Genomic DNA, 24181 nt, shown 5'->3' with positions numbered 1-24181 from the left:
CGACGTTTAGCGACGGGATGTTCCCTGTGCGAGTCAAGGGGTTCGATGCCCCGCCGACTTGGCAAATAATCTATGCCACCACCCTATTATTTATCAGGTTCTGTAAACCCTGTTAACATAATGGAATGTTAAAAGCAGTCAAGGTCAGACTTTACCCCACGGATGCACAGCAAGCTCATTTGGCTCAAGCTTTTGGGTGTGCGCGTTGGGTCTGGAATCACTCACTTGCGGCTATGTCAATAGCTTACAAAGAGACGGGTAAAGGTTTGTCTGCTCTTGATATGAAAAAGCAGATCCCGTTCTGGAAAGCTGAACACGAATGGCTAAAAACTTGCTATTCACAATGTCTTCAGCAATCTGTGCTAAATCTATCTCAAGCGTTCATTAACTTTTTTGACGGACGTACTGGTTATCCATCTTTCAAAAATCGCCATGGTCGGCAATCCCTTCAATATCCCGCAAATGTCAAACTATTGAGCCAAGGCGAAATTAAATTCCCAGGTTACTTAGGAACGGTAAAAGCTAAGGTTCATCGAGACATAGAAGGAAAGCTGAGGACTGTTACGGTGTCGAGGATGCCTGATGGTCGCTATTATGCTTCGCTATTGGTCGAGGATGGTCTTGACTCGCCAGAACCCAGTAGTGAAGGCAAGACGATTGGGCTTGACTTGGGGCTGATTGATTTTGCCGTCACTTCGGATGGCTCCAAATACCAAAACCCACGGCATCTTAAGAAGCATGAGCTTAACTTAAAACGCAAACAGCGAAAGCTATCTCGGAAAAAGGATAAGACCACGAACAAGCGGCGTAAAGCTCGTATGGCTGTGGCAAAAGTGCATTCTAAAATTTCGAGAGTGCGCTCGGATTTCCTCCACAAGCTGTCCCGTAAGACAGTTAACGAAAACCAAGTTATCGTGGTGGAAAATCTAGCAGTGAAAAACATGGTCAAAAATCATCACCTTGCCAAGGCAATTAGTGATGCAGGTTGGGGAATGTTTTGCACCATGCTCAAATACAAAGCAGAGTTTGACGGCAAGACTTATCTAGAAATAGGCAGGTTTTTTCCCTCTTCTCACCTTTGCTCAAATACGCTGCTACAAATCCCAAAGATGGATCTGTGTGTCCGCTCGTTTGATTGCCCTCGTTGCCATCAGCGACATGACCGAGATGTGAATGCGGCGATCAATATCAGAAATGAAGGCTTACGGATTTTGGCGTTGGGAATCAGCGCTACTGCCCTTGGACGCAATGTAAGACCAAAACGGTATGGACGCAAGTCTACTAATGTAGAGGCTGTTGCGGTTGAATAGGGAAGCCCGCGTTCTATCTGTACTCAGATGAACGTCGGGTAATTCACTTAAATTACCAACTACCAATTACCAATGACTAATGACTAATGACTAATGACTAAATCTGATCCCAATAAAGTTTTGCGGCAATTGCCCTTAGTTGCAGGAGGGTTAGCAGGTACGCTGCTAATGGTAAACCGCTTGCTGACAGAGCAAATTACAGATTCTCAAGCTCGATCGGACGCTTTGGGAGTAATTATCAGCGCTTTGCTGATTTTAACAGGTTTGCTGTGGCAGCAGGTGCAAGCGCGATCGCCCGATTCTGTACAACTTATCGGCGAAGAAGGTTTTGAATTTGCGCCGGAATTGCCGGAGGCCGTCAAGCTAGAATTAGCTTGGGCGTCGCGTTTGCTGTTGACAAATACTGCCACAAGGTCGATCGTAATTTTATATCAGGGAAAAGTTCTATTGCGACGCGGTATTTTAGGCATCAATCCCGAAGTCAAACCAGGGCCAATTTTGCAGCGAGTGCTCGACAAAAATAAACCAGTTTATTTAGTAAATCTCAATATTTATCCCGGCAAAATTGAATTTGACTATTTGCCAGAAAATACTCAAGGGGTCATCTGTCAGCCCATCGGCAGCCAAGGCATTTTAATCTTAGGTGCTAACGCGCCCCGCAGCTACACCAAACAAGATGAAAACTGGGTTGAAGGCATTGCAGACAAACTAGAAAATACCATCAATCGATTTTAGATTTTAGATTTTAGATTTTAGATTGTGGATTTTGGATTGTGGATTTTGGATTTGAGATTTGAGATTTGAGATTTGAGATTGCACAATGCCAGCCCTGTCAAGGTGCGATCCTCTTCGAGGGCTGCGCTAACGACGGATTTGCCTAATTCTAGGTGTTGGCTATCGGCAATAAACAAGATTTATTACCGATATCTTTTGAAAAGAACAAGAGCAAGCGTTCCCCCCAAGGAAATTTCCAGGGTTGGAGGGTCTTCTTAACCACCAAGACGCTGGCTGCGTGTAAAGGGCGCACCTTAGTCCTCAACAACGCTCTCCGGGTGCGCTAGGCGCACCTTACTAGCTCAAAACTCTCCACTTAAAACTCAAAACTACTAGCGAGCCCAGTCAGTACCGCGCCACAGCGTAAAAAACAAAACACTAGAAATCAGCGCGCCCAGCAGCCACTTAACAGCATTTTTAAATAACCCCACGCGCTGATTTGACTGAACCGCAGCACTTTGCGTCTGTAATCGTTCCTTAGCCGGAGTAATTCTCGAAAGAATTTGCTCTTTCAATTGCTGTGGGTTTTGCGTATCCGCTTGTACCCCCAAACGGGTAAGTTCCCCCGCCAAATTCCTTAAATCTTCAGGACTACCGTTCTTTAGCCGATCTTCCACCTGCTGCAACTGAGCTAATTGTTGGTTTGCTTGAGTAGTAATTTGCTGGTTGTTTTGGTTGTTGACATAGATAGTGCCAAAAATTCCCAAAGGCAGCATCAAGAGAAAAAGTAGACCTAGCAGCAGACAAACCCAAGACAAAACCTTCAAAAAAACCTCTTCCAAACCTCTGCGATCGTACCCTTCTCCAAAAAATATCAGCGCCATTGCCAGTAGTGGAACGGGAACCCGTTCCACTACTGCCCCAATCGTCTGCAATTCCCAAAGGCGATTGCCAAAATTTGCTGGTATAAGAACTGCAATCGTATCTAATACAGACAAAATTAATAGACCGTAGCCAATCCAACGCAGTCTGTAGATAGAAAAACCTTGTTCGCCTTGTAAGTCATTCATAAAATAATCAGAGTTGTTGTTAAGAAAAATCTCTTTTGACCCCGCCCAATAACGGATACAGGCCCCCGACAACAGTCATGGAGAATCAAAAATTTTAGACTCTTGTTCCAGCTTCCAGATTCACCTGTGGAGTAAATCTAAAAGCTAAAAGCTAAAATCCACTGACTCAACTCAAGGCTCGGGAAATCGCGGCTGCCACCACCCATACCAAGAAACCCAAGCATTCTCTAGAATTTTTTTGGCATCTTCTGGAGTTGTTTTATCCAAAGGCACAGACATCTGAGTCCACAAACAGCGCCGGTCTTGAATATTTCCCCTACCCAACAACCAAAACAGAACACGGTTTGGCTGCCAATCGCGAGTATTTCGATTATATCTAAACTGTTGGGAAGTTACTGTAGGACTGCCATGAGGATTGATACATGAACTCAAATACAGTCGATTTTGCTGTTGCAAAAGTCCGTGAAACCCCGCGCCTTGAGTGTTTGCCAATGCTAGTTTACCAGGATTCGACTTGAGAACAGTATGTCCCTTCATCATACCTTCCACATCCCCAATGCTGTCTACCGCATAGCGCATCTCTATTTCTAGACCCATGCTATTTTTTTGATATTCATATTTCCTGGCAGCTTTGAATTCTGAATTTTCCTTAATTTCCAGAAGCGCGCTATTGTTTAGTTTCCAATCGGCTAGAGGCACCGACTCGGGAAACTCAAACGGGGTTGCCACATTCTTGCCGTCCGATGGATAGAAAACCAATTTTCCGGCAACCAACAAAACCCCTCCCAAAGTAAAAGCCAACAGGGAAAGCCTAAGTGGTTTCCAAGAGGTAATAGCCATTAGAAATTCTGTCCTTCCTTATTTTGGGGTTGGTCTTTCAAAATTGCAAACCAGCAGAATAACCCGAAAATAAATACAGCAATCATAGAAAATATTACCGAACCATTTCCTTCGTGCCAGTATTTAAATGCTTCGGGTTGAGATAGCGATACCAGCACTGCCATGAGAGCAACTCGCGCGGCATTAACTAGAAATGCAGTAATTATGGCCACGAATGGCAATACTATTTTCTGACCAGTAGTGGTAGGAAACATCAGTAAGAAAACCAGAGCTAGTCCTAACAATTGTAGCATCGCATTTACGCCAGAACAGCCGTGATACACTTCCACACTGCCATTTTCCAGGATTAGAAAAACCCCTCTTCGCACCACTTCAAATCCTAGATAGTGGAGGAGGAAAGCTGAAAATTTTGCTGTTAATAGGGCGACATCAACGAATACTCCGATCAATCCTGGAGGAATAGCTGTATAGCCAAGAATTAGAAGTTCCTGCCTATATTGTTTTACTCCTTTTGTGCCGGAAGCCAGCAATGCGAGACTGATTCCCGACAAAAAAGGCGTTGCTCGGATAAAAAAGTCGTATCCAGATATGGACGAACTTTTGAGCAATATTAAAGCAATTAACGATGACCCAAAGAAGCTGGCAAAAACTCCGCTTTCTAAAGTTAAGGATTCGTGCCTTTCCCAAATGAGAAATGCTACGACTCCCCAAAACAGTAACATTGTACCAAACAGGTCTGTGTCGTTTGTTCTGGAAGTTAGAGTTAGGTGTATGGCAATCAAACCGGAGGCGATGCCTAACAGCCAGTATTTAGGTTCTTGGACGTGCTTGAGCCAGTTTATTTCGGTCATTGGTGCTTTTTGTTTTTCCTAAAAGCTTCTAAATTGCTTAATCTTGTAACTCTATTAAAATTATCAGCTACAAACACTTGCATTTATGCGTTTCGGATGATTTTTAACTAAATCTTCACAATGATTGACAAGGGCGAATGTGTGTGATACTTACCTTTCCCTAATTAAATCTGAAATTAGGCGCAAAGATTAAAGAAAACAGGTTTTTTAACTCTGATCGATCGCACTCAACTAAAAATTTTCCTCCCTCAAACCCCGTTTCTGCACCTAGAGTTCAAATGTAAAGCTTGAAGGCAAGACAGAAACCTTTGTTGGACGCACTCTTGAGCTTGAAAACCAGTTTTTTACCGGTGCTGGTTTTTGGTAGCCCGTGCGTCCAAGAGTAGATTAATTAGAGTAGACTTTCCGGTAGTAAGTTTGATATTCCTCCGAAAGCAGGGGTTCCCACCAATCCCGATGGGCTAAGTACCATTCTACAGTCTGTCGCAAACCTTCTTCAACGGTTACTGAGGGAGTCCAACCTAACTCAGTTTTAATTTTGCTGGCATCAATAGCGTAACGCCGATCGTGCCCGGCTCTGTCTTTGACAAATGCGATTAATTGTTCGCAAGGACGGGCGGGTAAATCCTCAGCTAATTCGTCCATTAGCTGACACAGCATTTTTACTAAATCGAGATTTTTTACCTCGTTGTTTCCGCCAACATTGTAGGTTTCCCCAGGCTGACCGCGGTGAATAACGGCATCTAAAGCGCGGCAGTGGTCGAGAACGTAGAGCCAATCTCGCACGTTTTGACCGTCGCCGTATACTGGCAGCGGTTTGCCCAATAGCATATTGATGCACATTAATGGAATGAGCTTTTCTGGGAAGTGATAGGGGCCGTAATTGTTGGAACAGTTGGTGATAATTGTCGGGACGCCGTAGGTGTGGAAATAGGCGCGGGCGAGGTGGTCGCTGCCAGCTTTGGAGGCTGAGTAGGGACTGTTGGGCGAGTAGGCAGTTGTTTCTGTGAAGGCTGGGTCATCAGGACCGAGACTGCCGTAAACTTCGTCGGTAGAAACGTGGAGGAAGCGCATTTGTGCTTTGAGAGAGGGATCGTCAATTGCTTCAAAATGCTTGCGGAAGGCTTCTAAAAGCGTGAAGGTTCCGACAACGTTTGTTTGAACAAAGGCTGCAGGCCCGATAATTGACCTGTCAACGTGGGATTCTGCGGCAAAGTGCGCGACTGTGGTGATGTTTTCTTCTTTGAGCAAGGTATCGACTAAGGTACGATCGCAAATATCCCCCTGCACAAACCGAAAATTTTCGCCTCCTTCCAAAGTTGCCAGGGTTTGTCGGTTTCCGGCGTAGGTTAAAGCGTCGAGTACGATTAATCGATCGCCCGGATAGGTGCTGCACCAGTGATGCACAAAATTTGAGCCGATAAATCCAGCCCCGCCCGTCACCAACAATCGGCGAGGATCTCGCTCAATGCCTTGAGTCGCGTTGTCTGTCATAAAAATAAGAGTTATTCCAATAACTAAGCCTTTACAAAAGTAGCCTTAAAAGTAGTTTGTCACCAAGTGTTTGCCAGTCTGTAACTAAATTTTCTAGTGTCTCACCTCAGATTTTCTAAGTTGGGTGCGATCGAAGTATTGGTTCACAAAAGTTTAACTTCTACCTTTTTTTTTGCCGAAACGCTTACAAAGCAAGCATTGCAAATTTTTAAGCTGGCAAATTTAAATTTGAATTGCGTGAGGCTATAGCTGACTTTTGCGATCGATCTTCGATATGGGTGGCGCGCAGAGTTGATACATTTGTAAAGAGCTGTTACCATTAATTTTTTAATTATCCTTTACAATCTCCAGAGCACCATGAAGAAGTTTCAAGTGTTAGCTGGCATTGCTTCCGTTGTCGCGATCGCAAGCAGTATCGCTGTTTGTGACGCTGCATCTGCTTACCCCTGTTCCTACAGCAAATCTGGGGCGGCTAAATCTGGTTCTGCGCCAACAATCCTAGGTTCCGGCGGCTCGGAGCGCATGAATCCGTGGAAATCTTACAAAACAGCAGCTCTCGGTTTCCTCGGTTTGGCTGGGCTTGGGGGCGCAGGTGCGGCCTACATGAGCTACCGCGCCGGCAAGCGCGCTTCTGCTGCTTGCGCTGCGATGACCGATAATTTTGAAGTTTTTGAAGAGTCGATCGATCCGATCGCAGATGCAGGTGTTTCTGGAAACATGGAAGTTCCGGTGTTGCTCGATTTGGCGGCGGCGGGTGCTGTAGCTGAGTCAGCAGATGCGGTTGCAGCCGTTCGGGAACACCCAGAAGCTCCGGGCGGCGAGCTGGATTTGCCAGTTTCACAAGTTGCTGAGTTGAGTTCTGAAATTGCGATCGAACAAGTCCAAAGCGCGATCCTCAAATAGTTATCTCAAACCAAAGTATTCGCTTAGCGCACCTCCAATCTTGCAAGATTGGAGTTTTTTTGACTGGAAATTATCTACCCTACAATTTATTTTCCTGCCTCTCGCAAAGCAGTGCAAACAATTGAAAACAGATGAATCGATAGCAAACAATATCCTATTCCCGCAAAGCTCTCGGAGGGTTTAATTAATATCAGTTTTAAAAAAATTGCTACCATCCTCAATCTTATACCAATTATTAAAAGTCGCTACTGCCCCTCATGACAAGGCTGTGCCATTTCCCTACTGTATTTGATGCGATTGAAACTGCTATAAAATTAGATGAGTCATAGTGAGATAGTATGTTGTGGAGGCGATCGCTAAAAATACTCTTCAGATCAATCTGAGGGTAGACGGCAAGAGTTCAAGTGACCTGTTATCGTTGAAAATATAGCCCTACAGATTACAACTCTAGGTTATTATGAATGCTTGGCGCGATCGATTCAATCAATTTACAGGTAAAACTCGAGTGGCAGTTTGCCGGGTGTTCGTTCACCTAACAGGCGAAGAAGTTGCACCGCTGTTAGGAGTTCTCAACCGCACCGCCAGACAAGCAATTGATGCCGATGGCGACATAGCAGTTTTAGGAGAAGGTCTTGTAGAAATTTGCAATCACCTGTTGCAGTACGACAACTACTGGCAATCAGCCGCCAATGAAGGCGATGTTTTTTGGAATGAAGGCGAAGCGGGCGATTATGTGGATGAACTTTTCATTGATTCAGCCGATCGCTATCTCAGTGAGCCTCAATACAGTACATCTGTTTACGATAAAAATTCCCCCTTGTCTTTGCCTGTAACTAGAAATGTGGTGGTGATGCTGACAGTTGCTTATGAAGGCGAAGTTCCTGCCCTAGAAACTGACCTTGCTGACATCAGCGCGCTGAAAGTCGGTTTAAAAGCCCTGATAAATTTACATTACCAAGAAAGGCTCCGAGCTGTGCAAGTTCACTTTTCTCCCGCACAGTTGGGAGACGAACTTACTAACGACCAAGTGTTGGTCAATTTCCCCGAACTTATTCCCATTTAAGGAAGGAAGAAGTTCAGCAACGGATTCAGTAACGGGTGTAATTGATGTAACTGATGTCGGGAAGAAGGAAGCCGGAGCAATTATAAAACAACCCATGCCAAATTACAAATTAAAAATTAAAAATTACTATTTATGATGCTGCGAAGACTGACAATTTATTTCATGGCTTTAACTTTTTTATGGACGGCAACCGCCTGCGGTTCTCCTAGTAGACAAACTTCGACAAATCCTGCTGGCAATCCAAATATTAACACAGTGCGTCCTGCACCAAATAATAACTTGAGTCAAGGTCAATATCCTGTACAGCAAGCTACCTACGACGATGCTGATGGCGAATACAGTTTAATGTTGTTGAATACTCCCCCCGGCAGTCCCCCAGTTTACCGCACTACGGATTTGCAAATGGCTCGGTTAACGGATGAAGAAATATCGGCAGGCAAGAAAAGTTATCTAAATGTGGATAACAATCAAGCGGTTTTGCATTTGACAGAAGATTTTAAAATTGAGTACGTTCACAACGTTACCGAAACTGTTCCTAATCCTCAAACAGGTCAGCCACAAACCGTAGTAGTGCGGCAGCAATCTGGCTTCTGGGCGCCGTTTGCTGGGGCTATAGCTGGTCAGGCGATCGGCAGTTTGTTATTTAGACCGCAATATTATATGCCACCAGTCTATCAGCCGGGAATTATGACAGGATATGGCGGGTATGGCAATACTTACGGCCAAGCTGTTCAGCGGTATCAAACTCGCTACCAAACTCCGCCTCCAGTTGTGAGAAACCGTCAAGTTTTAAGGACGACCGGCCGCCTGCGATCGCCTACATATAACCAGCCAGTAAGACCTTCAGCACGGCCAAATGGCAATCGATCGACCGGTTCGGGTTACGGTGGGAGCACTTTGAGGCGATCGCCGCAGCAACGTCAAAATCAATACAAGCGGCAGCCGAGTTTTGGTAGTGGCAGGAATTCTCGTCAACCGAGTCGGACTCGCTCTTTCGGGAGTAGAAGGCGCTGAGTTGAAGATGGCAAAAATCAGCAACTGATATTGGTAAAAGTTGATTTTATCTACCTTCGCCATACCCCGCCACCGCAGGCATGAGAATGAAAACTTTGGAATAATTGATTTAGCCTTCTCTGTTTCCCCCAGACCCAAAAAATATGTGATTTAATTTCTACATTGGTATGTAGGTGACAATATGTCTTCTTCACAACCCCCGTCAGGGGAAAGAAATCCTCTAGGATTGGATGAATTGATTGCTATCTTGGTTGCCTTCGGCACGATGGGAGCAATTTTATTTTGGGTAACAGGTAAAAATCCCGATCGATTGAATGCCAGAAATTGGCAATTTCCAGCCGTTTTTTCTCAACCTGCTGTTACGCCCGCGAGTCCGGGAATATTAACACCCGAATCGCCAAGTTCCGATTTGCGATCGCCCGCTACAACCCTGATTCCCTCAGAACGGGAAGTCGCACCTGTGACACCTTTAGGACCGATTTTACCGCAAAATCCTCCGGTGGGTGTAATCGTTGTTCCTCCCAACAAGCCAATTGCACCATCGACTCCCGAGCCAGCAATTACCAAACCGAAAGCTGATAAACCCAAAGTTGGGCCCGTTAGATTCTCCGATGTTCCAGACAAATATTGGGCGCGTCCGTTCATTGTCGCTTTAGTCGATCGGAAAATTTTTGCTGAGTCCACCGACAACAAATTTCGCCCCGACGAACCGATGACGCGAGCCGAACTAGCGCGCTTAATTCAGCGAATGTCCGACGACAAAGAGCCGATCCGAAAACCAATTGATTTTAAAGACGTAAAAGACAAGAGTCCTGTAGCTCCTGCGATCGATCACACCGTCAAAACTGGATATCTTAAAGGATACCCAAACAATGAGTTCCGTCCCGACAAACAGATTCCGCGTGTCGAAGTCATCGCAGCTTTAGCGAGCGGTTTGAGCCTGAAACCATCAACAAAAGCAACCAAAACTTTACAAGTTTATACAGACAGGGCAAAAGTGCCGAAATGGGCAGTTAACAAAGTAGCATCAGCCACAGAAGCTGGCATTGTTGTTAACCACCCGAAGCGCACACTTTTGCAGCCTAATAGAACAGCAACTCGTGCTGAAGTAGCAGCCATGATTTACCAAGCTATGGCTAAAAAAGGCAAAGTCCCTGCTAAGTCTTCAGAGTATGTTGTGAAGCCTTTAAAGTTGCCCAAATAATATTTTAGGGGCGTTGCTCCGAGCAACGCCCCACAATAACATTTAATCGTTATTGTTTGTAGTCAGGACTCAAGCCTTCACTACAAAGCAGCTAAATTAATCTTGAAACACCATAATACTGCCCGAATAGCAAGCTACCCAAACCTGATTAGTTTCCGGATCGTAAGTAATCCCGATCGGACTTGAATTAACCTTCACTGTTTGCAGCACTTTCATATCGCTCGTCCTAACTTTGCTAACAGTATTCGAGAAATAGTTAACCACATAAAGCAGTTTTCCCTGATTGGAAATTGTCATGCTGCGAGGTGCTTTTCCTGTCGAAACTTTATCAAGCACTTTACCAGTTTTTAGGTCAATTTTTGCCACATTTCCTTCACCATTTAAAGTGGCATACAAATAATTTCCATTGGGATCTATCGTCAAATGACGCGGCGCATTGCCAATATTCTTCAGCCATTCTACCGAAAAGTCGATGAGATTCACTTTCGCAATATCGGCAGAACCCATGATAGCAACATAGGCATTTTTTGAGTCGGGAGTAACAACAATTCCCCGAGGGTATGCACCCAGTTTCACTCGCTCGATTTCGAGATTTTTATTGATATCTACTACGCTCAAATCCCAACTGCACCAATTGCTAGATAGCGCGAAGCGATTGTCAGGCGAAACAGCATTGAATTTCGGAACAGCACCTACAGGAATTACCTTTTCTATTTTCAAAGTTTGGGTATTGATGCGGTACAGAAAACTTTGATCGTGTTTGGCCGCTGGAGAACACCTGTCGGTTCCCGGATTGCTAAACCCGGAACCGTACATTTTGTAGTTGGAGACGTAGGCATATTTGCCATCGGTTGAAAAAGCTGCTTCTACGGGAGAGCCTTTATAATTGCCTTTGAATTTAGAAAAGCCGAACTTCGACAAGTTTACTGTATCGGGAATAGTCTTGACTAATTTAAAGTTCCTGTCGTAAACTGTGATTGTGTGGCGGTACATCATGTTTTGAGCAAAAAACAAACCCGCTCCCGAATAAACTATTGATTTTGGCGATATGTTACCGTAAATTGTTTTTTTCAACGTCATTTTTCCTTGAGTATTATCGGGAGGATTTACGAGATCTGTGGGCGGTAACTCACTTTCTTTATCCTCGGAATTTTCAGTTTTAAAGGGTGGCAAAGAGGGTTCTTGAAATAGAGGTTCTTGGGGCTGAGTTTGAGTTTTATCTTCGAGTTCGTTTGTGTTATCTGTGGCGCTAGGAGATGGCGAGGATCGATCGATATTGGGCGCGATTTTTTCCGCAGCTTCAATACTCGCCTCTTCCGGCTTACCTTTGAGTGCTGACAAGGTTTTAGGGCCAACAATTCCGTCAACTTTCAGGTTGTTCTCTGCTTGAAACTTTTTCACAGCAGCCTGGGTGAGAGAACCGTAAAATCCTGTAGGCTTACCGCGAAAATAGCCTGCGTTTTGTAGAGTTTTCTGGAGTTCGGCTACTTCCGCGCCGGAATCACCTTTTTTGATGGCGAGTGCGGGATTGACTAAATTGAAAATTGTGAGAGCGATCGTAAAGAAAAGTAAAGGAGTATATGCTAAATTCCGGTGCATTTTTGAGTGGGTCGATCGAGTTTGACCCGCAGCCGTTTCCCAAGTTTCAGCTAAATGTAGGTAGGCTAGTCCGTCCATAGTTTTTACCGGGTATTTTTGGTGCTATGATACACCAGTTAACTTTGATGAAAGAGAGAATCTTATTATAATCAAACTTAGGGTAAAATCTCCAAGCAGTTTTTAATGGTGTAAGCAAGTAGGAGCGATCGACAATGTGGAGTGGGGAACAAACAACCGCAGAATCAACGACAAAAGAATCCCGCCAGACGTTGCTGTGGGACGATAACGGGGGACTTTGCCAGCGGGCTTGGGTAGAAATCGATTTAGCAGCTTTAACTCACAATGTAAAACAGCTTAAAAAGCTCTTATCTCCCCAGACAGAACTGATGGCAGTTGTGAAAGCGGATGCTTACGGTCACGGTGCTGTTGCAGTCAGTCAAACAGCATTGCAAGCAGGTGCTAGTTGGCTGGGAGTGGCGACAATTCCCGAAGGCATAGAATTGCGAGAAGCTGGGATAGAAGCGCCGATTTTGCTGTTGGGAGCAACCCATACAGCCCAACAGGTAAAGGCGATCGCCCATTGGCACTTGCAGCCCACTATTTGTACTGCCAAACAAGCCCTAATTTTTTCGGAAGTTCTCGCAGGCATTAACCAATCTTTGCCAGTTCACGCTAAGTTGGATACGGGAATGTCTCGCTTGGGTACGCCCTGGCAGGAAGCTACAGAATTTGTGCAATTAGTCAAGCGGTTGCCCAATTTAAAATTAGCCAGTATTTACTCTCATTTGGCGACAGCAGACAGTCCCGACCCCGCAGTTATGAGAGAACAGCACCAGCGGTTTCAACAGGCGATCGAGCAAATTAAAATAGCAGGAATTAACCCCCCTCGCCTCCACTTGGCCAACTCTGCAGCAGCCCTTGCTGACCCGGCTTTGCACTACGATTTAGTGCGAGTCGGTTTAGCTACCTACGGTCTTTATCCAGCACCTCACTTGCAGTCGAGATCCAATTTGAAGCCCGCAATGCAGGTAAAAGCTAGGGTAACGCAGGTGAAAACAATTGAAGCAGGAACCGGCGTCAGTTACGGCTATCAATTTATAGCTCAGCGCCAGACACAGATTGCCGTAATTGGTATCGGCTATGCAGATGGCATTCCGCGCAATCTTTCTAATAAAATGCAGGTTTTAGTCCGGGGTCACTTCGTGGGGCAAGTGGGCGCGGTAACGATGGATCAATTAATGCTGGATGTAACTGATATTCCCAATTTAGAAGTCGGCGAAGTGGTGACGCTGTTGGGCAAAGATGGGGAATATCAAATTACTGCCGACGATTGGGCCGCGACTTTAGGAACTATTTCTTGGGAAATTCTCTGCGGTTTTAAACACCGATTGCCCCGCGTAGCAGTACACTATTAGCAGTAGTCCGGCAGGGGTTTTTCACCCCTGCCTCATAGCAAAATTCGGTTTAAACAGACTCAAGATTTTAAGCGAGGAAATTATTGATGTTAGTCCTCTTTGAGAGGACTTTAGCTATGAGACAGGGGTTAAAAACCCCTGTCGGACTCTCAGAATAAGCGATAAGACTGAAACTGCAATTCCAAATTCCAAATTCCAAATTCCAAATTGATATGACAGTTATTCAGACGTTTTTACCAATAGCCCAAACCTTTTATTCTCAGCTAAATGCAGAAAGAACACAAGCCTTGGAAGTAGCCCAAGAATTCTCCAAAAAATCAGTAGAATTGGGGTTTAAAATTGTACCTCAACTGCTGTGGGCGCTCGGCATTTTGTTAATTACGCGATTTGCGATCGGCTTTGCGGGCCGCGTGACTCGCCGAGCACTGAGTCGCACCGAAGCCACACTGCGGAAATTCTTAGTTCAAGCTGCTGAAATTACGATTTTGGTAGTGGGAGTAGTCGCCGCTTTGAGTCAGTTGGGCATTCAAACTACCAGCGTGGTTGCGGTGGTGGGTGCCGCGGGTTTGGCCATTGGTTTGGCGTGGCAAAATACTTTGTCGCACTTTGCTGCTGGGGTAATGTTGATTAGTTTGCGCCCCTTTGAAGTCGGAGATGGGATCGAAGCTGGGGATGTTAAGGGAGTGGTGGACAGCATCGGGATTTTTTCAACAACCGTGGTGACAGACGATCGGATAAAAATTATTGTCCCGAACAATCAGTTGTTTAACGGTACATTGAAAAATACAACGGCAATGGGAACGAGGCGAGTAGACTTGAAGATTGATATTGGCGATCGACCAATTCGTCCAACTGTAGCTGAGTTATTAGAAATTGCCCACTCTCACCCGCTGGTGCTGGAGAATCCGCCCCCGACTTGTTTGGTGGCCGAGATTACTCCAGATACAACTATTTTATCTCTCCGACCTTGGTGCGCGTCGGTGGCTTACGAACAAGTGCGATCGCAAGTTCAACAATACGTCAAAGAGGCAATGGATGCCGACAACAATCAAGAACAATAGATATAAATCTAAAATCTAAAACCCAAAATTTATCGGAGGTATTTCCCATGAGCAAGTTGTATCCGCAGCAAATTTTGCAAGAACCCGGTGTCAGGATCACCGCCACCGAGAAAGAAACAATTCTCAGCAAATTTCCGCCTGCCGACGAAAACGGTCAAATCTATGCCGACGGAGTTTTTGAAGGCGGCGGCGTGCGGGGAGTTGCATTTTTAGGAGCACTCAGGTGCTGTAGCGATTTGGGCATCCGGTGGCGAAAATTGGCTGGCACTTCAGCAGGTGCAATTACTGCTGCTGTATTGGCAACCGACTTGTCAATTGATGATTTAGAGGAAATTTTAGGACAGCTCGATTACAGCATATTTTTAACTCAAAAAAACAGTCCTCTCATTTTAAACGGCGACCCCGCCGACGACTTGCAATCTCCTGCTTGGACGCTGCTTTTCCTAACAGTTAGCCGTCAGATGGGAGAATATTCGGCGCAGCCGTTCCGACAGTGGCTGGAAGCAATGCTCGGTCGAGGTAACTTGCACACTTTTGCCGATGTCAAACAAATCGTAAAAGACCGGGAATTAAAAGTAGTAATATCCAACCTCACTCGCGGTGAAATGTTGGTACTGCCCGATGATTTACACCGACGCGAATCGACCGATTCCGATACTTTGTATGAGCAGTTGCGACTCCAAAGCGCTGAACATTTTAGCGTTGCTGAAGCTGTTCGATTGTCGATGAGTATTCCCCTATTTTTTGAACCCGGAAAACTCGGCGATGACTTAATTGTAGATGGCGGAATTTTGAGCAATTTCCCCCTGTGGATTTATGACAAACAATCCGTCGGTTCGACTCCTGCACCGCCGCGCTGGTTTACCTTTGGGTTTCGATTAGTCGATACCGGAATTGAGACTAAAGCTAAGATTGATACTCCCCTGTCGATGCTGGCGGCGATGTTCAGAACGATGATGAAAGCAAGAGACCGCTATCACCAGCGAGAAATGGATAAGGGCAGGGTGATTAATATTGATGTGACTGAAGCTGGGGTGACGACGACGGACTTTAATCTCGATGGCGATCGCAAGGCTCACCTGTACCGCTTGGGATATTTGTATACTAAGAGGTTCTTTTTGAGTTCCAATTTTAGTTGGGAGAAGCACTTGAAGGCTAGGGGCTTTGGGGAAGAGGCTGGAGGTTGAGATCGCGAAAAGTATACAGAGTAAGGGATTGAGGAATTTTTCAATAAGGGGTTGGCAAGAATAAGATGTGTGTGCTATAGTTAGTTACTGTCATCTTGGAGAGGTGGCTGAGTGGTCGAAAGCGGCAGATTGCTAATCTGTTAAGGGTGTTAACATCCTTCGAGGGTTCAAATCCCTCCCTCTCCGTTTTAGAGCTTCTAAAAAGAAATTCCTTTTAATCAAATTTTTGGACGCTGCTCAAAGCCCATCCCACAAGAAAATTTTGTGGGATGGGCTTTGAGCAGCGTCCAAATAAATTATTTTTGCAATTCAAGTCTAGTCTAGCCGCAATAATCAACTACTAAATCTAATTAAGCACTTTCATCGCTTCGACAAATTGCCGCGATATAAATGGCAAAATCTCTTCATTCTTGCTATTCTCTTTGCCCTCGGTAAATACAACCAACAAATACGGCCGCAAACCCGCTATTTCAATATAAGCAGCATCGTGACGAACTTGGCTTGTCAGTCCCGCTTTTGACCACAATTTTGCTGATTCTGGCAATCCCCCGCCTAAAAAACCTGTAACTTGATTTTCAGGATCTGCCTCTAATTCTGCTGGATCTAAACTGCGTTTCATTAAACCCATCATTTCTTGCGATGCTTGGGCAGAAACAGCTACGCCGCCGATTATCGTGTGCAGCAAACGCGCCGCTGCATTTGTGGTCAGCATATTTCTATTTTCCATTAATTCTCCCAGAACTGCTCGCTCGCGACCGTAGGGGCCGTCACACCAGGTTTTCTGATTGACGTTAATATTTTCTAATTCTGGCCAATCTAATGATTGAAAGTAACGGTTGACGATGTTTCGCTGCTGTTTCCAAGTTTCAAAGGGGGCGGGTGATAATTCTGGGCCGCTGGTGGTGCCGGTGAGGGCGTCTACTACTAAACTGGTGGCGTCGTTGCTGGAATCAACTATCATATCTCGGACGGCGCGTTCTAATTCTGGCGATGTTTGAATCATGCCTTTTTGCGCCCATTCCCAGATGGCAACGAGGTAGAATAATTTGACGATGCTGGCGGGATAAATTCGTTCGGAAGCTCTAGCGCTAAAACCTCGCGGTTGATATTTCCAAAATTCTTCTGGACTCAGGGCGCCGCCTGTATTGACTCGCACCGGCGGATCGTAGACTACCCAGGTAATGGCTGTACGATCGCCACTTAATCCTGTAAATTTTGACAATGCGGAGTCTATAATGCTACTGCCGAGGGTTTCTAATTGTTCGTCTTTGTGAAAAAATGTCATGGTTAATGGCTGACGCTTAACGGTTAACGGCTAGCAGCTAATGGCAATCTCTCGTTAAATGCGAACAATAAATGCGAACAATTAACAGCAAACAATGAGCAATTAGCAATGGCCAATTATCAATTATCAGATGTTGTGGAGTACCGAGCCCGATCGCACATAAATATTTACGATTCCCCAAAGTGCGATCGATTGGCAACTCAAGCAGCGCTGGGGCGACATTTGCGCGTGGTTGACCCCCCCCAGCTTAGGTCGGGGGGGAGAAATGGCATAGACTCGGTTGTTCAGGGGGATACAACGGCTGTGATGGTGCGGCTGTGCGAAGATGATTATCCGGGATGGCTGGATATTCGAGATGTTGAGTTGCTCGATGTGGCCGAAACAGTGTATCATCCTCTGGTGATTTCTGAGGCAGAAGTTAGGGAAAATTTGCCAATTGCAATTAGTTTTGCTTGTGAGGCTATGAACCAATCCAATTATTATCTTTGGGGCGGTACAGTCGGGCCAAATTATGATTGTTCGGGATTGATGCAAGCTGCTTTTGTGGCTGCGGGCATCTGGTTGCCGAGGGATGCTTATCAGCAGGAAGCTTTTACTAAACCTATTAGTATCAGCGTTTTAGAACCGGGTGATTTAGTATTTTTTGGTACGCCGGAAAAAGCAACTCATGTAGGATTGTATCTCGGAGATAATCGCTACATTCACAGTTCGGGACAAGCACAAGGTCGCAACGGTATCGGTATCGATGTTTTGTCGGAGGAGGGCGATCGAGTCAGTCAAGCTTATTACCAGCAATTGCGGGGATATGGTAAAGTTGTGGCAAGTTATCAACCTAGTTAGTTGTTGACGGTTGACTGTTGACGGTTGACTGTTGATATTATCGAATAAAAAAATGGACGCTGCATTATTTTTGGAAAAATTGGCGAGACAGCAAGCTGAGGCTGAGGTTGTTCTGGATGTTTCGGTGGTGGTGCCGGTGTATAATGAGGTGGAAAGTTTGCCTCATTTGATTGAGGCGATCGCCTCTTCTATCCAACCATCGGGACTCAGCTATCAAATTATTTGTGTAGATGACGGTTCTAAGGACGGTTCTGCTGAACTTCTGCAGCAGTTAGCCAGCACTCGCGATGACCTTTGTGCTGTAATTTTGCGCCGCAATTACGGGCAAACTGCTGCCATGTCGGCAGGTTTCGATCGCGCTCGCGGCCGTGCTATTGTTACCCTTGACGGCGATTTGCAAAATGACCCGGCTGATATTCCGCTGTTGTTGGCAAAGTTAAATGAAGGCTACGATTTAGTTAGCGGCTGGCGCAAAAATAGGCAGGACAATACTATCAGCCGCCTGATTCCTTCTAAAATTGCGAACTGGTTAATTGGTCGCGTTACAGGCGTAACTCTGCACGACTACGGCTGTTCTTTGAAAGCTTATAAATCCGAGTTGGTAGCAGACTTGAATCTGTACGGGGAATTACACCGCTTTTTGCCTGCTTTGGCGTTTATTGAAGGGGCGAGAATTGCAGAACTGCCTGTGCGACACCACGCCCGCCGTTTCGGTCAAAGTAAGTACGGAATTTGGCGGACTTTTCGGGTGTTGATGGATTTGTTAACTATTTCTTTTATGAAAAAGTTCCTGACTCGACCGATGCACGTTTTTGGACTTTTGGGACTGAGTTCTATGACGTTGGGAACGGTTTTAGGAATTTATTTGACAGTCTTAAAATTGGGTTTTGGTCAAATTATTGGAAATCGTCCTTTGCTGATTTTGGCTGTAGTTTTGCTGTTGACTGGCGTGCAGTTATTTTGTTTTGGTTTGCTGGCGGAAGTGATGATGCGGACTTATCACGAGTCGCAGGGAAAACCGATTTATCGGGTGCGCGAGGTGTTTGGTTCTAAGTAAGGGGTCGATACCAATTATACTCCGCCATAAAAAGAGGGAAAGTTTTGAGTTGTAAGTTAAATAATTTAAAACTCAAAACTCAAAACTACTTCCTAATCTTCAGTTCTCTCATCTAAAATCTCAAATTTCAAATCTAAAATTGATTGACTTTTTGAGCTTGTCGGAGAGATGTAATAGTTGCGATCGCGTGTTCGGCGACTGCATCTATTTCGGCTTCAGTATTGAACCGGCCAATACCAAACCGAATTGAAGCATAAGCTAATTTGTCCGATCGCCCGATCGCTGCTAAAACATGAGAGGGAGATATTTTCGCCGAAGTGCAAGCAGATCCCGAAGAAACTGCCGCCGCCGGTTGCAAACCCAACATCAACGCTTGACCGTCAACCCCGGCTACACTAATATTGAGATTCCCCGGCAATCTCTTAGTAGCGTGACCGTTGAGAAAAACATCGCCCAATTCACTCAATTTTTCCCACAAACGCTGCCGCAAATTAACCACTCGTTCTGTTTCCGACGGCATTTCTGCAATTGCCAATTCTACTGCTTTGGCAAACCCAACTATTTGCGGTGGGTAGAGAGTTCCCGATCGCATTCCCCGTTCGTGGCCTCCTCCGTGCATTTGCGGCGCTAGCTGCACTCTCGGTTTGTTGCGGCGGACGTAGAGAGCACCGATCCCTTTTGGCCCGTAGATTTTGTGGGCTGTCAAGGACATTAGATCGATATTCATCTCCTCTACGTCGAGGGGAATTTTGCCGATCGCCTGTGCCGCATCTGTGTGAAAAATAATGTCATTTCCGCGACAAATTGCTGCAATTTCTGCGATCGGCTGGATGACACCAATTTCGTTGTTAGCCGTCATCACTGAAACTAAAATAGTCTCGGCGCGAATCGCTTTGATCAAATCGCCTATATCAATCAGCCCGTCGCTTTTTACGGGTAAAACAGTAATGTCAAACCCCAATTTTTGCAAATAGGTACAAGGGTCGAGAATTGCATTGTGTTCGGTTTTTACTGTGATAATGTGCTTTCCTTTACTGAAATAAGCTTCGGCGATGCCTTTGATCGCTAAGTTATTTGCTTCGCTTGCACCGCTGGTAAAAACAATTTCTTCTGGAGAAGCATTGATCGCTTCTGCTATGATTTGTCGTGACTGTTTTACCGCTGCTTCTGCTTCCCAGCCGTAGACGTGGTTGATACTGGCTGCGTTGCCGAATTGTTCGGTGAAATACGGCAGCATCGCATCAAGTACCCGTCGATCTACGGGGGTTGTGGCGTGATTGTCGAGGTATATAGGACGTGCGGACATAATGCAGTTTTGGTTGAAAAAAGTGTTAGGTTTATTGTAGACGAGCCCCTTGTTCTACTACAAAACTTTATAATTAACATATATTTGTAAAGATTTATGCGAGCTGACATTCAGGGATTAGAAATTACTCTCGGTGAGCTCAAGCACCTCACCGGCGCGGGGCCCGATCGCGTATACCGGCCGCCGACAGCGACTAAGTTTGCCCGCGAAGCTTTGAAAACAGTCGGTTTAATTGTTTTGGTTCTCATCAGTTGTTGGCTGCTAGTTGCGATATTTCCTAGAGCTTATTTGTTGTGGTTCGCCCTCCACTTCGCTGCGATCGTCGGTTTAATCTTTGAGGATGCGTGGAAAATTCGGTGCAGCCGGCAAAACCAACATTTAATCAATCTTTTTGATGATGTCGATCGCTATAATGGTATAATCAAAGCGATTGAAATTAATGACAAGATAGAAGATGCTGGCAATGCGGAAGTCAAAATCGGCGATCGCGCAAAAGTTATTCAAGCTTTGCAGCTAATCAGAGACGATTTAGTTCGAGCTTTGAAAACTGAAAGAATTCTTAGGGAAAACAAAAAATTTGTCGCTACTAATTCCGAATTGTTTGCCAATAACTTAAGAAATTTGAATGCCCTGCAAATTAGCGATCGAGCCAGCGAACAAGGACGATTGCTCAACGAAGCTTTGCAGGTAGCCGTGGGAGTTCAAGCAGAAATGAAAAAGTTGCAAGATCGAAACGCTGCTAATTTTAAAAATGGCAAAACTTAGTAGCGTACACTGCTGCGTGCGCCTCTTACCCACTAGCAATATGCAGCTTACTGAGCCGCTCTAACTCAAACACATTCTCCAAATTATAAGTTATGAGAATGGTGAAAAAAATATCATAACTATTGTAAATTTTTTCCTGTTACGTAACAGGTAACGATATCTTGGAAAGGTGACGTTAACAACCAGGTCAGTATGTCTTCTGTTAAACCCAAGATTATAGTTCTCGACGACGATCCGACTGGTTCTCAAACCGTGCACAGTTGCTTGCTGCTGACACGTTGGGACGAAGACACCCTGCGTTTGGGGCTGCGGGACAAGTGCCCGATTTTCTTCATACTGACAAATACTCGATCGCTAACTCCCGAAAAAGCAGCCTCCGTCACCCGCGAAGTGTGCCAAAATCTAAAAAGGGCGATCGCCAGCGAAAAAATCGAAGACTTCCTAATAGTTAGCCGTTCCGATTCTACCCTGCGCGGTCACTATCCCATCGAAACCGACGCGATCGCCGAAGAACTCGGCCCCTTCGACGCTCATTTTCTGATTCCCGCCTTTTTTGAAGGAGGCCGAATTACCCGCCACAGCGTGCACTACCTAATAGTTAACAGCGTCCCGACACCAGTACACGAAACCGAATTTGCCAAAGATTCAGTCTTCGGGTACAGTCACAGTTACCTGCCAGACTATGTAGAAGAAAAAACCAAAGGTCGCATCCCCGCTGATGCAGTCGATCGCATTTTACTCGCAGACATTCGCTACGGAAGTTTAGATCGACTGATGGACATGACAGACAACCAATGTGCGGTTGTTGACGGCCAAAGCCAAGGCGATTTAGACACATTTGCCAAACACATTCTCAATGCAGTCAGTCAAGGCAAAAAGTTTTTATTCCGCAGCGCAGCGAGTATTTTAACATCCTTAGCTGACCTCGGCCCGCAGCCAGTAGCAGCCGACGAAATGGCAAAATATGTGAGGGATGGCAAACCCGGTGCAGTAATAGTTGGTTCCCACGTTAAGAAAACTACGGAACAATTGGAGCGCTTGTTAAAAGAACCCAATATAGTTAGCATTGAAATAGATGTATCTCACTTGCTAGAAGATTCACTAGAGTCTCGCGCTCAAATGCTCGATGAAATTCTCGAAAAAGTCCGCACTGCTCATGCAGATGGCAAAACGCCTGTAATTTATACCAGCCGCAAGGAACTCGAATTTGACAATGCAGAAACCAGGTTAAAATTTGGAGAGGCGGTTTCTGCTTTGTTGATGGATATCGTGCGGGGACTGCCCGCAGATATCGGGTTTTTGATTAGCAAGGGTGGCATTACTTCTAATGATGTTTTGAGTACAGGTTTGTCGCTCAAAAGTGTCAGGCAAATCGGTCAAATTATCGCAGGTTGTTCGGTGGTGAAAACCGAGGCTAATCATCCTCTGTTCCCTAATTTGCCAGTTGTTTTGTTTCCGGGAAATGTGGGGGATAGCCATGCTTTGGCTACGGTTTACAAGCGGCTGAGCAAGTAGTATAGCTCGACCAATCGCAGATTAACCCAGATGAATTTAGCTTCGAGTCAGGGAGGATAATGTTCATCTGCGGTTGGTCGATGGGTTTCAATGCTCGATCGAACTTTATGCCAACTGCCACTGCACGACCACTTAAAAAAAAATCTCTCGCCTACTTTTTCCTTGCCAAATCCACCCAACTATGATATGATAGAGAGTCTGTCTGTAAATAAAGCTGATCGCCCCATCTCCAAATCCCCCCTCAGCAGTCGCTCTCAAACAAATCAAATTTAGGAAAAAAAATTAAGGCAGAACTCTACATATAGAGCCAACAGCGCAACAGCTACTGCTATCAGTAGCGTTTCCAGCTTGTACCCGCTTAAATTTTAAAATTAAGTAGAAATTTCCACATAGTAATTTTTAGCTGAAAGGATTAGCATATAAGGGTGACAGAACATTATCATCCCCTAAACTCATTAAAAAATGGCCATTGGTTCAAGCTGATCTGTGGGGCGAGCTTTCAACACCTGCCTGCTGTACGGAATCTCACCTTGGCTTACACCTTAGCAGGCGCTGACTGTATCGATGTCGCGGCAGATCCCGCCGCCGTCGCCGCAGCGAAAGAAGCCCTACAAGTGGCCAGCGAATTACAGGCAAGAACTCAAAACCGCAGGTTTGGCGGCAAAGGGTTGCCGTTGCTGATGGTGAGTTTAAACGATGGGGAAGACCCGCATTTTCGCAAAGCCGAATTCAACCCAGCCGATTGTCCGGTGGACTGCTGGCGGCCGTGCGAAAAAATATGTCCAGCCGAAGCAATAGTTTTTCAGAGTGCTGGCAGTGGTTTTTCCGGGGTGATAGACCAGCAATGCTATGGCTGCGGTCGCTGTCTGCCGATTTGTCCGAGCCAACTAATTTATACTCGTTCTTACGTGTCTGCTCCCGCCGCGATCGCACCTTTAATCTTGCAATCCGGTGCGGACGCCCTAGAAATCCACACGCAAGTAGGCAGAGAGGCAGATTTTGGGCGGCTTTGGTCGAGTATAGCTCCCTGGGTCGGTCAACTCAAGGTAATAGCAATTAGTTGCCCGGATGGAGACGGTTTGATCGATTATTTGCGGACACTGTATCAAATAATTTCCCCCCTTCCTTGTCCCCTAATTTGGCAAACTGACGGTAGGCCAATGAGCGGAGATATCGGAACAGGAACTACTAGAGCCGCGGTCAAACTCGGTCAAAAAGTTTTGGCGGCCCAGTTGCCGGGATACGTGCAACTTGCCGGCGGCACTAATGCTCACACTGTCAGCAAGCTGAGAGCCGGCGGACTGCTGTTGGATGGCGGGAAAAATTTGTCAGTTCCCCCTGTCCCATACATTGCAGGTGTAGCTTACGGCAGCTATGCCAGGGTTTTGCTGTCGCCAATTTTAGAACAATTAGAAACAATGCAGACCGATCGAGCCTGTGCGGTTCCGGTGGCAGTCGCGCGGCCAGCAGCCGGAGTTCAAACATCTCGGCTACCTCAGCTCGAAGCCGTCCCAGAACTTCTCTCGGAGGCCGTGAGTTTAGCTTGTTCTCTAGTTTCCCAGCTCAAAGAATTTTAGTTAGTAGTTAGTAGTTAGTAGTTAGTAGTTAGTGGTTAGTAGTTAGTGGTTAGTAGTTAGTGGTTAGTAGTTAGTGGTTAGTAGTTAGTGGTTAGTAGTTAGTGGTTAGTA

At 45.6% G+C, this 24181-nt stretch carries 21 protein-coding genes and 1 tRNA gene; 15 read left to right on the top strand and 7 right to left on the bottom strand.

Annotated features, from left to right (window positions below):
- Positions 1 to 125 precede the first annotated feature (125 nt).
- A complete protein-coding gene (locus QUA33_RS12005) occupies positions 126 to 1310 on the top strand; it encodes an RNA-guided endonuclease TnpB family protein (RefSeq protein ID WP_333148785.1) in 1185 nt (394 codons plus the stop codon).
- A gap of 93 nt (positions 1311 to 1403) precedes the next feature.
- Positions 1404 to 2045, top strand: coding sequence for a cofactor assembly of complex C subunit B (locus QUA33_RS12000; RefSeq protein WP_333148784.1), 642 nt, complete (start codon positions 1404 to 1406; stop codon positions 2043 to 2045).
- Between the two features lie 371 nt (positions 2046 to 2416).
- Here the strand turns inward: QUA33_RS12000 and hpsJ-A are convergent, their stop codons facing one another.
- The 4 genes from hpsJ-A to rfbB all read right to left on the bottom strand — a co-directional run bounded on the left by hpsJ-A (position 2417) and on the right by rfbB (position 6279).
- A complete protein-coding gene (gene hpsJ-A / locus QUA33_RS11995) occupies positions 2417 to 3094 on the bottom strand; it encodes an HpsJ-like protein, cyanoexosortase A-associated (RefSeq protein WP_333148783.1) in 678 nt (225 codons plus the stop codon).
- 171 nt (positions 3095 to 3265) lie between these two features.
- Positions 3266 to 3934: a cyanoexosortase A system-associated protein gene (locus QUA33_RS11990; protein WP_333148781.1), complete on the bottom strand. Its 669-nt coding sequence runs from the start codon at positions 3932 to 3934 to the stop codon at positions 3266 to 3268.
- Positions 3934 to 4785 carry a cyanoexosortase A gene (crtA, locus tag QUA33_RS11985; protein WP_333148780.1) on the bottom strand — a complete coding sequence of 284 codons (852 nt, stop codon included), beginning with the start codon at positions 4783 to 4785 and terminating at the stop codon, positions 3934 to 3936. Before crtA ends, QUA33_RS11990 begins: the two co-directional genes overlap by 1 nt.
- A 387-nt stretch (positions 4786 to 5172) precedes the next feature.
- Entirely contained in the window at positions 5173 to 6279 is a 1107-nt protein-coding gene (gene rfbB, locus QUA33_RS11980; protein WP_333148779.1) for a dTDP-glucose 4,6-dehydratase, read from the bottom strand.
- A 357-nt stretch (positions 6280 to 6636) separates the two neighbouring features.
- Between rfbB and QUA33_RS11975 the strand changes: the two genes are divergently transcribed.
- The 4 genes from QUA33_RS11975 (at position 6637) to QUA33_RS11960 (ending at position 10463) form a co-directional block, all read left to right on the top strand.
- Entirely contained in the window at positions 6637 to 7182 is a 546-nt protein-coding gene (locus QUA33_RS11975; RefSeq protein ID WP_333148777.1) for a hypothetical protein, read from the top strand.
- Between the two features lie 457 nt (positions 7183 to 7639).
- Positions 7640 to 8245 carry a DUF1517 domain-containing protein gene (locus tag QUA33_RS11970; protein WP_333148776.1) on the top strand — a complete coding sequence of 202 codons (606 nt, stop codon included), beginning with the start codon at positions 7640 to 7642 and terminating at the stop codon, positions 8243 to 8245.
- Between the two features lie 132 nt (positions 8246 to 8377).
- The gene (locus tag QUA33_RS11965; protein WP_333148775.1) at positions 8378 to 9259 is read left to right on the top strand and encodes a hypothetical protein; all 882 of its coding nucleotides are present in this window, start codon (positions 8378 to 8380) and stop codon (positions 9257 to 9259) included.
- A 181-nt stretch (positions 9260 to 9440) separates the two neighbouring features.
- A complete protein-coding gene (locus QUA33_RS11960; protein WP_333148774.1) occupies positions 9441 to 10463 on the top strand; it encodes an S-layer homology domain-containing protein in 1023 nt (340 codons plus the stop codon).
- A 96-nt stretch (positions 10464 to 10559) separates the two neighbouring features.
- On the opposite strand, the gene QUA33_RS11955 is transcribed toward QUA33_RS11960, so the two are convergent.
- On the bottom strand, positions 10560 to 12140 hold the full coding sequence (locus tag QUA33_RS11955) for a peptidoglycan-binding protein (RefSeq protein ID WP_333148773.1): 1581 nt from the start codon (positions 12138 to 12140) through the stop codon (positions 10560 to 10562).
- Positions 12141 to 12274: 134 nt separating this feature from the next.
- Between QUA33_RS11955 and alr the strand changes: the two genes are divergently transcribed.
- The 4 genes from alr (at position 12275) to QUA33_RS11935 (ending at position 15911) form a co-directional block, all read left to right on the top strand.
- Complete coding sequence (alr, locus tag QUA33_RS11950) at positions 12275 to 13477, top strand: alanine racemase (protein ID WP_333148772.1); 1203 nt, start codon at positions 12275 to 12277, stop codon at positions 13475 to 13477.
- A 212-nt stretch (positions 13478 to 13689) separates the two neighbouring features.
- Positions 13690 to 14538 carry a mechanosensitive ion channel family protein gene (locus QUA33_RS11945; protein ID WP_333148771.1) on the top strand — a complete coding sequence of 283 codons (849 nt, stop codon included), beginning with the start codon at positions 13690 to 13692 and terminating at the stop codon, positions 14536 to 14538.
- 47 nt (positions 14539 to 14585) lie between these two features.
- Positions 14586 to 15725 carry a patatin-like phospholipase family protein gene (locus tag QUA33_RS11940; protein WP_333148770.1) on the top strand — a complete coding sequence of 380 codons (1140 nt, stop codon included), beginning with the start codon at positions 14586 to 14588 and terminating at the stop codon, positions 15723 to 15725.
- A gap of 97 nt (positions 15726 to 15822) precedes the next feature.
- Positions 15823 to 15911 (top strand) — tRNA-Ser (locus QUA33_RS11935).
- A 160-nt stretch (positions 15912 to 16071) separates the two neighbouring features.
- Here the strand turns inward: QUA33_RS11935 and QUA33_RS11930 are convergent.
- Complete coding sequence (locus QUA33_RS11930) at positions 16072 to 17010, bottom strand: serine hydrolase (protein ID WP_333148769.1); 939 nt, start codon at positions 17008 to 17010, stop codon at positions 16072 to 16074.
- A 108-nt stretch (positions 17011 to 17118) separates the two neighbouring features.
- On the opposite strand from QUA33_RS11930, the gene QUA33_RS11925 reads away from it, so the two are divergent.
- Positions 17119 to 17850 carry a C40 family peptidase gene (locus QUA33_RS11925; protein WP_333148768.1) on the top strand — a complete coding sequence of 244 codons (732 nt, stop codon included), beginning with the start codon at positions 17119 to 17121 and terminating at the stop codon, positions 17848 to 17850.
- 52 nt (positions 17851 to 17902) lie between these two features.
- Positions 17903 to 18907, top strand: coding sequence for a glycosyltransferase family 2 protein (locus tag QUA33_RS11920; RefSeq protein WP_333148767.1), 1005 nt, complete (start codon positions 17903 to 17905; stop codon positions 18905 to 18907).
- A 133-nt stretch (positions 18908 to 19040) separates the two neighbouring features.
- Here QUA33_RS11920 and QUA33_RS11915 read toward each other — a convergent pair whose 3' ends face one another.
- A complete protein-coding gene (locus QUA33_RS11915; RefSeq protein WP_333148766.1) occupies positions 19041 to 20213 on the bottom strand; it encodes an IscS subfamily cysteine desulfurase in 1173 nt (390 codons plus the stop codon).
- Between the two features lie 96 nt (positions 20214 to 20309).
- Between QUA33_RS11915 and QUA33_RS11910 the strand changes: the two genes are divergently transcribed.
- From QUA33_RS11910 to ldpA, 3 genes are all read left to right on the top strand, one after another.
- Positions 20310 to 20978, top strand: coding sequence for a hypothetical protein (locus QUA33_RS11910; protein ID WP_333148765.1), 669 nt, complete (start codon positions 20310 to 20312; stop codon positions 20976 to 20978).
- Positions 20979 to 21170: 192 nt separating this feature from the next.
- Positions 21171 to 22493 (top strand): four-carbon acid sugar kinase family protein, encoded by a 1323-nt coding sequence (locus QUA33_RS11905; RefSeq protein ID WP_333148764.1) that lies wholly within the window; start codon positions 21171 to 21173, stop codon positions 22491 to 22493.
- Between the two features lie 425 nt (positions 22494 to 22918).
- Positions 22919 to 24070, top strand: a complete 1152-nt coding sequence (ldpA, locus tag QUA33_RS11900) for a circadian clock protein LdpA (protein WP_333148763.1) — start codon at positions 22919 to 22921, stop codon at positions 24068 to 24070.
- Positions 24071 to 24181 lie beyond the last annotated feature (111 nt).

The organism is Microcoleus sp. Pol14D4 (assembly GCF_036701245.1).
Lineage (GTDB): Bacteria > Cyanobacteriota > Cyanobacteriia > Cyanobacteriales > Microcoleaceae > Microcoleus.
Note: the sequence above shows the minus strand (reverse complement) of the source record. Positions and strands in the feature narration are given on the sequence as shown.

Coding starts and splice junctions, on each gene's coding strand:
- QUA33_RS12005 (WP_333148785.1), top strand. CDS start 126: ATGTTAAAAGCAGTCAAGGTCAGACTTTACCCCACGGATGCACAGCAA.
- QUA33_RS12000 (WP_333148784.1), top strand. CDS start 1,404: ATGACTAAATCTGATCCCAATAAAGTTTTGCGGCAATTGCCCTTAGTT.
- hpsJ-A (WP_333148783.1), bottom strand. CDS start 3,094: ATGAATGACTTACAAGGCGAACAAGGTTTTTCTATCTACAGACTGCGT.
- QUA33_RS11990 (WP_333148781.1), bottom strand. CDS start 3,934: ATGGCTATTACCTCTTGGAAACCACTTAGGCTTTCCCTGTTGGCTTTT.
- crtA (WP_333148780.1), bottom strand. CDS start 4,785: ATGACCGAAATAAACTGGCTCAAGCACGTCCAAGAACCTAAATACTGG.
- rfbB (WP_333148779.1), bottom strand. CDS start 6,279: ATGACAGACAACGCGACTCAAGGCATTGAGCGAGATCCTCGCCGATTG.
- QUA33_RS11975 (WP_333148777.1), top strand. CDS start 6,637: ATGAAGAAGTTTCAAGTGTTAGCTGGCATTGCTTCCGTTGTCGCGATC.
- QUA33_RS11970 (WP_333148776.1), top strand. CDS start 7,640: ATGAATGCTTGGCGCGATCGATTCAATCAATTTACAGGTAAAACTCGA.
- QUA33_RS11965 (WP_333148775.1), top strand. CDS start 8,378: ATGATGCTGCGAAGACTGACAATTTATTTCATGGCTTTAACTTTTTTA.
- QUA33_RS11960 (WP_333148774.1), top strand. CDS start 9,441: ATGTCTTCTTCACAACCCCCGTCAGGGGAAAGAAATCCTCTAGGATTG.
- QUA33_RS11955 (WP_333148773.1), bottom strand. CDS start 12,140: ATGGACGGACTAGCCTACCTACATTTAGCTGAAACTTGGGAAACGGCT.
- alr (WP_333148772.1), top strand. CDS start 12,275: ATGTGGAGTGGGGAACAAACAACCGCAGAATCAACGACAAAAGAATCC.
- QUA33_RS11945 (WP_333148771.1), top strand. CDS start 13,690: ATGACAGTTATTCAGACGTTTTTACCAATAGCCCAAACCTTTTATTCT.
- QUA33_RS11940 (WP_333148770.1), top strand. CDS start 14,586: ATGAGCAAGTTGTATCCGCAGCAAATTTTGCAAGAACCCGGTGTCAGG.
- QUA33_RS11930 (WP_333148769.1), bottom strand. CDS start 17,010: ATGACATTTTTTCACAAAGACGAACAATTAGAAACCCTCGGCAGTAGC.
- QUA33_RS11925 (WP_333148768.1), top strand. CDS start 17,119: ATGGCCAATTATCAATTATCAGATGTTGTGGAGTACCGAGCCCGATCG.
- QUA33_RS11920 (WP_333148767.1), top strand. CDS start 17,903: ATGGACGCTGCATTATTTTTGGAAAAATTGGCGAGACAGCAAGCTGAG.
- QUA33_RS11915 (WP_333148766.1), bottom strand. CDS start 20,213: ATGTCCGCACGTCCTATATACCTCGACAATCACGCCACAACCCCCGTA.
- QUA33_RS11910 (WP_333148765.1), top strand. CDS start 20,310: ATGCGAGCTGACATTCAGGGATTAGAAATTACTCTCGGTGAGCTCAAG.
- QUA33_RS11905 (WP_333148764.1), top strand. CDS start 21,171: ATGTCTTCTGTTAAACCCAAGATTATAGTTCTCGACGACGATCCGACT.